The sequence below is a fragment of the Desulfobacula sp. genome, assembly GCF_030145145.1.
Taxonomy (GTDB): domain Bacteria; phylum Desulfobacterota; class Desulfobacteria; order Desulfobacterales; family Desulfobacteraceae; genus Desulfobacula.
The window spans coordinates 87,717-97,293 of sequence record NZ_JAQYWD010000024.1; the positions used below are offsets into that span (position 1 = coordinate 87,717).

7 protein-coding genes are annotated in these 9,577 nt (G+C 46.9%); all 7 read left to right on the forward strand.

The genetic code is table 11. From position 1 onward, the window contains the following. The first annotated feature begins 86 nt into the window (after nucleotides 1–86). On the forward strand, nucleotides 87–1,649 hold the full coding sequence (locus Q1Q15_RS14755) for an acetyl-CoA decarbonylase/synthase complex subunit delta (protein WP_300461428.1): 1,563 nt from the start codon (nucleotides 87–89) through the stop codon (nucleotides 1,647–1,649). A 54-nt stretch (nucleotides 1,650–1,703) separates the two neighbouring features. After that, entirely contained in the window at nucleotides 1,704–3,722 is a 2,019-nt protein-coding gene (cooS, locus tag Q1Q15_RS14760; protein WP_300461437.1) for an anaerobic carbon-monoxide dehydrogenase catalytic subunit, read from the forward strand. 71 nt (nucleotides 3,723–3,793) lie between these two features. Next, nucleotides 3,794–6,004 (forward strand): acetyl-CoA decarbonylase/synthase complex subunit alpha/beta, encoded by a 2,211-nt coding sequence (acsB, locus tag Q1Q15_RS14765; protein ID WP_300461438.1) that lies wholly within the window; start codon nucleotides 3,794–3,796, stop codon nucleotides 6,002–6,004. A 100-nt stretch (nucleotides 6,005–6,104) separates the two neighbouring features. Next, nucleotides 6,105–7,445: an acetyl-CoA decarbonylase/synthase complex subunit gamma gene (acsC, locus tag Q1Q15_RS14770; protein ID WP_300461440.1), complete on the forward strand. Its 1,341-nt coding sequence runs from the start codon at nucleotides 6,105–6,107 to the stop codon at nucleotides 7,443–7,445. A gap of 81 nt (nucleotides 7,446–7,526) precedes the next feature. Next, nucleotides 7,527–8,432: a dihydropteroate synthase gene (locus tag Q1Q15_RS14775; protein ID WP_300461442.1), complete on the forward strand. Its 906-nt coding sequence runs from the start codon at nucleotides 7,527–7,529 to the stop codon at nucleotides 8,430–8,432. A 144-nt stretch (nucleotides 8,433–8,576) separates the two neighbouring features. Further along, entirely contained in the window at nucleotides 8,577–8,870 is a 294-nt protein-coding gene (locus tag Q1Q15_RS14780; protein ID WP_300461444.1) for a hypothetical protein, read from the forward strand. A gap of 45 nt (nucleotides 8,871–8,915) precedes the next feature. After that, nucleotides 8,916–9,577, forward strand: a 662-nt coding sequence (locus Q1Q15_RS14785) for an AAA family ATPase (RefSeq protein ID WP_300461446.1), incomplete at its 3' end; no start/stop codon positions are given.

Below are 9,577 nucleotides of genomic sequence, written 5' to 3' on the forward strand. Positions count from 1 at the left end.
ATCTGCCCTTTTCAGATAACGACCCGTCAGTTTAATCTTAACCCCCCCCAACTTATAACTATCTTTAATAATCTTAGGAGGTAATAGTGGGATTTGAAATAACCAAAGAAACCTATGCCGGAGGCATCAAAGGCATCACCATAGGAAAAGGTGATAATACCCTTACCGTCGGCGGTCAAACCAGTTATCCGTTTTATCAATTTGAAGGCACCATGCCCAATAAACCCATCATTGCAATGGAAATTTGGGATATAGACCCTGCTGAAGACTGGCCGGAAGCAGCCAAAGCACCTTTCAAAGATGTTCTGTCTGACCCTGCCGCATGGGCAAAAAAATGTGTAGAAGAGTATAGTGCCCAAGCCATTGTTCTTCAGTTAAAAAGCATTGATCCCAATGACAAGGATGCCGGTGCTGATGAGGCAGCGGAAACAGTAAAAAAGGTATTGGGTGCCATCAACGTTCCATTGATTGTCTGGGGATGCACCGTGCCGGCCAAGGATGAAGAAGTATTTAAAAAAGTCTGTGAAGTGTGTGATGGAGCTAATCTGTGTATCGGACCAGTTGAAGAAAAAAATTACAAAGGAATTGGTGCCGCTGCCATGGGATATGGCCACACGGTTATTTCTTCTTCTCCCATTGATGTCAACCTTGCCAAACAGGTCAATATTCTGCTTGAAAATTTAGGCGTTTCCCTTGATAAAGTCATTGTTGATCCTACCACTGGCGGCCTGGGATATGGAATGGAATATTCCTACTCTGTTATGGAACGATTAATCCAGGCAGCCATGACCCAGGGGGATGATAAACTTCAAAACCCCATGATCAATAACCTGGGAAATGAAGTCTGGAAGTGCAAAGAAGCCAAACTGCAAGCGGATGAGGCACCGGAACTGGGTGACCCTGAAAGAAGAGCGATTCTCATGGAAGCTGTTGGTGCGGTATCCTACCTGCTGGCCGGTTCCAGCATTCTGATGATGCGGCATCCCGAATCCATCAAGCTGGCAAAAGCATTTATTGAACTGATCTCTGACGGCGGCTCCGCAATGGATATTGCCCCAATTGCAAAACAGCTTGACGATGTGGATATTGATTTTGCCAGCATGTCACCGGAAGTGGATCTGACAATTGAAGAAGAGAAAAAAGCGGCTCCGGCTAAAAAAGCGGCTCCAGCTAAAAAAGCAGCTCCAGCAGCGGCGGCAGCACCCGCTGCTAAAACAGAAGCACCAAAAGCGGCAGCAGCCCCTGCGCCTAAAGAAAAAGTCGCTGCAGCCCCTGCTGTAGATCCCGAAGTTGAGGCCAAAGCAAAGGCTGATGCAGAGATCAAGGCAAAAGCCGATGCAGAGGCCAAGGCCAAAGCAGACGAAGCAGCCAAGGTTAAAGCGGCAGCTGACGCCAAAGCAAAGGTAGAGGCAGAAGCCAAAGCAAAGATAGAAGCAGAGAAACAAGCTGAAAAAGATGCTGCCTCTGACCGTGAAAAACAAGAACAGGCGTTGAGAGAAAAACGAGCTGCTGAACGAGAAGCAGCTGCCGCTAAAAGAGCGGTAGCACCCGAAACAGCAGTCGCCATGACGGCTGCAAAAATCCAGAAATCAGACCTTGAAAAAATAATTGAGAGCCTTGACAGGACTCATAAAAGAGTAAAAGCATAAAACAAATTAATGATGCATTTAATCATTATCAATAATTAGGAGGAGGAACCTCTAATGGCGGAAAGTAAAAAAGAAAAAGCACCTAAAGTTTGTGATCCTAAAGAAGCCAGCATCGACCTGGGAACTCAGGAGTTACTAGCACGAGCGCAGAAAATGGGGATTGACACTGTCTTTGACAGAGCCGTTAACATGAAACCCTGTGCCATCGGCATGCAGGGGATTTGCTGCAAGAACTGCTCAATGGGACCCTGCCGGCTTCCCTTGCCCAAGGGCGGGATTGAAGGTGAAGACAATAGAAAAGGTCTTTGCGGTGCCACTGCAAACACGATTGCAGCCAGAAACTTCATCCGCATGATTGCCGGTGGTGCATCTGCCCATTCTGATCATGGCCGATGTGTCGCAGAAGTCTTCCTGTCTGCTGCAAGAAAAGAAACCACAGCCTACCAGATCAAAGATACGGAAAAATTAATAGCCATGGCACCCCATTTAGGGGTCGCCACAACCGTTGAAGTGGATGGTGAAACAAAAGACAGGGAAATCGATGAAATAGCCCTGGAAGTTGCAGAAGTTGCCATCAGGGAATGGGGAAAACCCGAGGGTGAACTCCTCTACTTGAAAAGAGCACCGAAGCCCTTGTATGAAAAATGGAAAAAACAAGGGGTTCTGCCCAGAAATATTGACCGGGAAATTGTTGAAATCATGCACCGGACCCACATGGGCGTAGACCAGGATTATAAAAACCTCATGAAACAGGGCACCAGGGCTGCACTGGCTGATGGTTGGGGCGGTTCCATGCTGGCCACTGATCTTCAGGATGTTTTGTTCGGTACCCCCTATCCCCTCCAGTCTGAAGCAAATCTGGGGATCATGAAAGAAGATCATGTGAACATTATTGTTCATGGCCATGAACCCATTCTTTCAGAAGTGATTGTTGCGGTTGCTCAGTCCCAGGAAATGCTAGATTATGCAGCCTCAAAAGGGGCTAAAGGCATTCAGTTGGGCGGTATCTGCTGTACAGCCAATGAAATGCTCCAACGTCACGGTATCCCCACGGCAGCCACTTTCCTACAGCAGGAACTGGCCATCATTACCGGTGCCTGTGATGCCATGGTTGTGGACATCCAGTGTATCATGCAGAACCTGGCCAATGTGGCAAAATGCTTCCATACCAAACTGATCACCACCCATCCCATTGCAAAAATGGAACAGGACAACGTCATTCATATTGAATTTGACGAACATCATGCCCTGGAAGATGCCAAACGTATCGTTAAAATGTCCATTGATAATTTTGCAAACCGTGGTGCAGACGTCATGATTCCGCCCTATAAGACCAAACAGGTGGCTGGTTTCGGTGTTGAATCCATTCAGTACCACCTGGGCGGCACCTTCCGCGGCACGTATTACACCTTGAATGACAATATCATCAATGGCCGTATCCGTGGTATTGCCGGTGTGGTTGGCTGTAACAATGCCCGAACGAAACACAATGACGGTCATATCAAAGTCGTTAAAGAACTGATCAAAAATGATGTCATTGTCCTGACCACAGGCTGCAACGCCATTGCATGCGCCATGGAAGGACTGTTGACCCCGGAATCTGCTGCAGTACACTGTGGTCCCGGCCTTGCTGAAATTTGTGAAACCGTTGGAATTCCACCGGTTCTCCACCTGGGGTCCTGTGTAGACAACAGCCGGATCCTTTTGGCCGCAACAGAAGTGGTCAAGGCTGGCGGACTGGGCAATGATATTTGCGATCTTCCCGCTGCAGGAAGTGCACCGGAATGGATGAGTGAAAAAGCCATCTCCATTGGACACTATTTTGTTGCATCCGGTGTTTACACTGTCTTTGGCGTGACCCTGCCCACATCCGGTGCTCCGGTGTTCCATGACTATATTTCCAAAGAAATGGAAAAGATTTACGGCGGCAAATGGGATCTTGAAGTTGATCCCATCAAACATGCCCATCTCATGATTGCCCATATTGATAAAAAGAGAAAAGAACTGGGCATTGATAAGGCCAGAGAAAGAGTTATGATGGATATGGCATCCCGTCAGGCACTTGAAGCATAATTAATTTTTGAGGAAAAAACCTGTTTATACAGAGAAAATAAATTAAATCCTCAACGAAGGAGGAACATAATATGTCCAAATTAATCGCATTTGCTGCCATTCAGGGTGGTTATAAAGTAGTTTCACAGGTGGAAGGGGAGCTTGAAAAAGCCCTGCAAACCTATGACGCCAGTACTAAAGTAGGATTCCCGAATACAGCATATTATCTGCCGGTCATCTATTCATTGACCGGGCTTAAAGTTGAAACCCTGGAAGACCTTAAAAAACCCATGGCGTTTGCCAGAGGACTTCTGCCCCCCCATATCAAATTGAAAACCTGGCTTCCCTACCTGGGGCCACTCCTTGATGCCGGTATGGCGGGTATCATCTCCTATGAAATCAAAGAAGCCTTAAGATATCTCTATGAGCCCGATTTCTATATTGCCCAGGAAGACCCGGATGTCGAGAATGGTAAAATCTGGGTGGGCGCCGCTGATGATACGATCCTGAGAAAACGAGGGGTTGAATTTGTTGATGGCTCAGCACCTGGTTTTGCTGCCATGGTCGGTGCGGCACCCAACAAAGAAATCGCCAAAATGATTGTTGAAGACTACCAGAAACGATCCCTTTATATTTTCTGTGCAGCCAATCACAATGGCAAAACCCTGATTCAACAATGTCTGGATGCTGGAATGCAGATCGGGTGGAACACCCGTATTGTACCATTTGGCCCGGATATCTCTTCTGCCGTCTTTGCCCTTGGCTTTGCCAACAGGGCTGCCATGGCATTTGGCGGGGTTCAGCCGGGTGATTTTAAAACCATCCTGAAATACAACAAAGAAAGGGTTTTTGCCTTTGTCAACGCCTTGGGCGATGTGGGCACCGAATGGGGTGTGGCAGCCGCCGGTTGCGTTAACTGGGGGTTCCCGACTATTGCAGACACAGAAATTCCTGAAATTTTACCCACGGGTATTTGTACCTATGAACATGTTGTGGCTCCGGTTGCCCATGAAGATATGGTCCAGAAATCTGTTGAAGTCAGGGGTCTTAAAGTTCAGGTTGCTGATATTGATATTCCTTGTGCATTTGGTCCTGCCTATGAAGGTGAGCGTGTTAGAGGCGCAGATCTATATGCCCAGTGCGGTGGTGGTAAGACCCAGTGTACTGAGCTTGTTAAAATGGCGGATATGAGTGAGATTGAAGATGGAAAGATCAACCTTGTCGGACCTGATCTTGACGGCATCAAAGAAGGGGGCACCTTTCCCCTGGGAATTTTTGTCCAGATTGCCGGCCGTGAATTCCAGGAAGATTTTGAACCCATCATGGAACGACAGATCCATCATCTGATCAATTATATTCAGAGTATCATGCATATCGGACAAAGGGACATCTCCTGGGTCCGTATTTCTAAAGCCGCCATTGAAAAAGGCTTTACCCTGAAAGACATTGGTGTGGTCCTCCATGCTAAATTCCATCAGGATTTTGGAAAAATTGTGGACAAGGTTCAGGTAACGCTTTACACCAACCCCGAGGATGTAGACAAGATGACCGCTACAGCCAGGGAAAACTACCAGTTACGTGACGCTCGAGTCGACAACATGAAAGACGAGGATGTGGAAACATACTACTCGTGTACCCTGTGCCAGTCTTTTGCCCCCAGCCATGTCTGTTCGGTCAGCCCGGAAAGAACAGGGCTCTGCGGCGCATACAACTGGATGGACTGCAAGGCTGCCTTTGAAATCAACCCCACAGGTCCCAACCAGCCCATTGAAAAAGGCGAATGTGTTGATCCCAAACTGGGCCAGTGGAAAGGGGTTAACGACTTTATTTACAAAGCTTCCAGAGGTGCTGTAACCCATTACAACTTCTACTCCATGGTTGTGGATCCCATGACCACATGCGGCTGCTGCGAATGTATCGCTGCCATGCTGCCGGGCTGTAACGGTGTTATGACGGTTGGCCGGGATTATTCCGGCGATACCCCCTGTGGCATGAAGTTTACAACACTGGCCGGTGTTATGGGCGGCGGAGCCTGCTCACCCGGATTTGTCGGTCATTCAAAACACAACATCACCCAGGGTAAATTTATCTTAGGGGATGGGGGCCTCCTGAGAATGGTCTGGATGCCCAAGATGCTGAAAGATGAGCTGAAAGACAGGATTGTTGCCCGGGGAGAAGAAATGGGTGTTCCGGGTCTTTTTGACATGATTGCCGATGAAACCGTTGGAATTACGGAAGAAGAGATTCTTCCCTTCCTCAAGGAAAAAGGCCATCCTGCACTTACGATGGAATCCCTTGTTTGATAATAACTAAATAAACAAAAAAGGTCCGGCAGCTGTTCCCACCAGAAATTGTGTTGCCGGACCTTTCCCATAAAGTTTTTTAAAACTTAAGGAGAAAAAAATGGCATTAACCGGTATACAGATATTCAAACTCCTCCCCAAAACAAATTGTAAGGAGTGCGGAGTTCCAACATGCCTTGCCTTTGCAATGAACCTTGCATCAGGAAAGGCTGAACTGGACAGTTGCCCATATGTTTCTGATGAAGCAAAAGAACAACTGGCCGAAGCGTCTGCTCCCCCCATCCGTCCCGTAAAGCTGGGGAAAGGTGTTCGCCAGGCCACAACAGGTGGAGAAACTGTTCTTTACAGACACGAAAAAACCTTTTTCAACTCAACGGTCCTGGCCGCAACCGTGGCATCGGATATTGATGCTGCAGCACTTGATAAAGCCCTTAAAACTTACAATGCATTCCAGTTTGAACGGGTTGGCTTAAATCTACGGCCTGAACTTCTGGTTGTAAAAGATGCCGGAAGCGGTGCGGAAGCGTTTGCCACCGTTGCAGGCAAAATCGCCAAAGAATCTGAATTCAACCTGGTTCTAATGACCCAAGACCTGGATGTGATGAAAGCCGGTATAGAAGCCGCTGGTTTCAAACGCCCGCTGCTTTATGCTGCAACTGCTGACAATGTCGATGATATGGGCGCTCTGGCAAAAGAATTTGATCTTCCCCTTGCCGTAAAAGCAGATTCTGTGGACGCACTCCAGCCGTTGACAGAAAAATTGACAGGTATGGGACTTAAGGACCTTGTCCTGGATTCGGGATCAAGAGAAATCAAACAAGCCCTGGAAGACCAGGTTGCCATCCGGCGTGCTGCCCTTAAAGCCGGTAATAAAGCCCTGGGGTTCCCCACCATAACATTCCCGTGTGAGATGGCCTCCAATCTGGATATGGAAACCCTGATTGCTGGTATGTTTGTTGCAAAGTACGGTGGAATCGTTGTCATGTCTGATTTCAGTGCAGAGTCTCTCTTCCCGCTTCTGCTTGAAAGACTCAATATTTTTACGGATCCTCAAAGACCCATGACCGTAACAGAAGGTATTTTTGAAATCGGTAACCCGGATGAAAATTCTCCGGTACTGGTTACCACTAACTTTGCCTTGACTTATTTTATCGTTTCCGGTGAAATTGAAGGGAGTAAAGTCCCCGCCTGGTTATTGGTTAAAGACTCTGAAGGTCTTTCCGTTCTGACAGCCTGGGCTGCTGGCAAATTTGGTGGCGATGATGTGGGCATGTTTGTTAAAAAGAGCGGCATAATGGACAAGGTAAAACATACAGAGCTCATTATTCCAGGGTATGCTGCAGCCATTGCAGGAGAAGTTGAAGAAGAACTTCCCGGCTGGACCATTACGGTCGGACCAAGGGAAGCTGCCCACCTGCCTGCATTCCTGAAAACAAAATAAATAACCAACAATACAAAGCCAGAACAGTCTCGCTGTTCTGGCTTAATAAATCAAACAGTTTAATTATAAAAGGAAGAGAACATGATACTTTTTGGTGAAAGTCTGAATGTCATTTCCACGGTCATTGGAAAAGAATTCAAACAAGCAGATCCAGCCAAACGTAATCCAGAGCCCATTCAGAAAGAAGTCCTGCGACAGAAGGAATTGGGAATGGATTACATCGACATCAACCTGGGGCCTGCAAAAAAATTCGGAACAGAGTTAATGCCATGGGTTGTCAATGTTGTTCAGGAAGCTGTTCCGGGAATGCCCTTGCTTCTTGACTCCTCTAACATTGATGCCATTGAAGCCGGACTGAAAGTGTGCAAACCTGCGGATCAACCCCATATTATCAATTCCATCATGGCACGACCGGAAAGATATGAAAAAATGGTTCCCATGGCCGCGCAATATGATGCTGATTTTGTTGCCCTGATGTGGGGCCCGGATGGCCTGCCAAGGGATGAAAATGAACGGGCTGCCCTGGCAGTTGAACTCATTTATTTCGCCAATGAGGCGGGTATTGCCAACGAAAGAATCTGGGTGGACGGCATTGTAACCCCTGTCAATATCCAGCAGCAGCAATCCATAAGCCTTATGAATTTCCAGATGATGCTGGAAGACATGGCACCCGGTGCAAAATCCACCTGCGGTCTTTCCAATATTTCCAACGGACCACCGGAACACCTGCGCGGTATCCTGAACCAGACCTTTATGGTGATGCTTGAAAAATATGGTATGAAATCCGTTATTTCAGATCCTTTGGACACACAATTGACAGCCATTGCAAAAGGCCAGCGCCAGGATATTGTTGACCTCATCTGGGGCATGATGGATGGCAATCAACCCGATATTGCAAGCCTTGAAAAAGAAATGCAGGATTATGCTAAAACCTATAAGGTTATCATGGGTGAAAATCTGTATTCTGATTCCTGGTTAGACATTTAGCATTTCTCAAGCTTTACGCGTTTTAGAAAGCCCCTGATCCTCTCGGACAGGGGCTTTTTCTTTATTTTCTCAAGATTGGCTTTATTTTATACAAAACAGTCTTATGTTTGATTTATATCAATCGTTACAGGAGGATTCTTAAAATTGACTGAACAGATAAAAGATACCTGGTATTATGTTGTTGTGCAAAATCCGGGCATATCCAATGAACACTTTGTGGGCTATACGGACAAAGAAACAGGGGCCACGTTTATACCGGCGTTTAAAACAAAAGAAATCGCCCAGCAATGTTTTTTGATCATGCCCAAGGATATCATGAATGATAAATATGAAGTCCAGGCCATTATAAAGGAAGACCTGTTGGAGCAGGCCCGGAAAAACGAGTATGACGTATTTTTGATGGATCACAAGGGAAGCGTATTAGAACAAATATCCTGATGTTATTGGGGTTCCATTAGATGTCTACACGAGAGGAGATATATTTTGAGCTTAAAACTTGCTGTTGGCGGCAAAGGCGGAGTAGGGAAAACCACGATTACGTCTTTAATTGCACGGTGCATTGCTGCATCAAATACTGAAACCAAAGTCATTGCCATCGATGCTGACCCTGTGGCCAATCTTGCTGCGGGTTTAGGGATTGATGAATCTAAACCCATCACCCCGATTTCAGAACTGTCTGATCTGATTGCAGAGAGAACCGGGGCCAAGCCCGGCACCATGGGCGGATTTTTTACACTGAATCCCAAAGTGGATGATATTCCGGATCGTTTTTCCATTGAAAAGGATGGGGTGAAACTGCTGGTCATGGGAACGGTGCAACAGGGCGGATCAGGTTGTATCTGCCCGGAATCCACCATTTTAAAAGCCTTGATGAACCATGTTGTTCTGGCAAGAAATGAAGTTGTGGTCATGGATATGGAAGCTGGTATTGAGCACTTGGGCCGTGCCACTTCAGGATCTGTGGATGCCTTGATTGTGATTGTCAACCCGGGTAAACGCAGTCGTGTGGCAGCAGATACGATAAGAAAGCTGGGGCAGGATATTGGTATTAAAAACATTGTGATTCTGGGGAACAGGGTCAAATCTGAAGCAGACAAACAATTGATCCGGGACACGATGCCGGATTATGAAATTTTGGGATTTAT

Coding starts and splice junctions, on each gene's coding strand:
- cooS (WP_300461437.1), top strand. CDS start 1,704: ATGGCGGAAAGTAAAAAAGAAAAAGCACCTAAAGTTTGTGATCCTAAA.
- Q1Q15_RS14775 (WP_300461442.1), top strand. CDS start 7,527: ATGATACTTTTTGGTGAAAGTCTGAATGTCATTTCCACGGTCATTGGA.
- acsC (WP_300461440.1), top strand. CDS start 6,105: ATGGCATTAACCGGTATACAGATATTCAAACTCCTCCCCAAAACAAAT.
- acsB (WP_300461438.1), top strand. CDS start 3,794: ATGTCCAAATTAATCGCATTTGCTGCCATTCAGGGTGGTTATAAAGTA.